Source organism: Leisingera sp. ANG49, from assembly GCF_059694505.1.
On record NZ_JCATZN010000045.1, the window covers coordinates 1 to 1,123 of the forward strand.

Below are 1,123 nucleotides of genomic sequence, written 5' to 3' on the forward strand. Positions count from 1 at the left end.
CGAAGTCGCACGGCAAGCCTCGGGTCGATGACCGACGCGTATTGAGCGGGATAATCTTCATCAACCGCAATGGGTTGCGCTGGCGAGACACCCCCGAATCCTACGGGCTGCACAAGACATGGTGTGATTGCGGCGGTCGCTCTCCGGGGGCGAACTAGGTCCGGTATGTTGGCCTCATGGATATAAGCCGCGAGGAGAACGACCTATGGAATACTATGTCGGTTTGGATGTGTCGCTGAAAGAGATTTCGATCTGCGTTGCGGACAGAGACGGCGAGACTGTAGCGCGTGGCGTCTGTCCCGCCGATGCCGAGGGCGTCGCGGGCTGGTTTCGCAACCGTGATCTCACGCCCCGACGGATCGTGCATGAAAGCGGAATGCTGTCGATCTGGTTGCAGCGCGGCCTCGCCGGCCTCGGTCTGCCTGCGACCTGCATTGATGCCCGCAAGGCGCAAAAGAGCTTGTCGTCACGGCTCAACAAGTCGGATGCCGCCGACGCCGAAGGTCTGGCACAGCTTGCGCGCACCGGTTGGTTCACACCGGTTCACATCCGCAGCGAGGAGGCGGACCGGCTTCGCAGCCTGGTAGGCGTGCGGGAACGGTTGATCCGGTTGCGCAAGGACCTCGAAGGTCACATCCGTGGCGTCCTCAAAACCTTCGGCATCCGTATGGTCGGCATTGGCCAGGGCCGGCAGAGGCAGGCGTTCCGCGATCAACTGGCGGCAGCGGGCGAGACCGACCCGGCTCTGTGGGCCATAGCCGATGCCTTCATCGCTGCCCATGCCAGGATGTGCCAAGCGGCGGACGACCTGGATAAGGCGGTGAAGAAAAGGGCCAAGGCCCATCCTGTCGCGCGCCGCCTGATGACAATCCCCGGTGTAGGTCCGGTCAACGCGCTCAGCTTCATAGCCCTGATTGATGATCCCGGTGGGTTCAGCCGGACGTCGGATGTGGGTGCTTTTCTTGGGCTGACGCCAAAGCGGCATCAGTCTGGCGAGGTGGATTGGTCGGGGCGCGTTTCGAAATGCGGTGACAGCGCGATGCGCGGGCTACTGTTCGAGGCAGCGTCATGCGTGATCCACCAGGTGAAACGTTTCTCGCAGCTGAAAAGCTGGGCCGTGCGA

1 protein-coding gene and 1 pseudogene are annotated in these 1,123 nt (G+C 62.4%); both read left to right on the top strand.

The window, feature by feature from the left end:
• Positions 1 to 119, top strand: a pseudogene (locus tag AC58NV_RS23625) (transposase); the annotation flags it as partial.
• Between the two features lie 86 nt (positions 120 to 205).
• Positions 206 to 1,123, top strand: a 918-nt coding sequence (locus AC58NV_RS23630) for an IS110 family RNA-guided transposase (RefSeq protein WP_497229318.1), incomplete at its 3' end; no start/stop codon positions are given.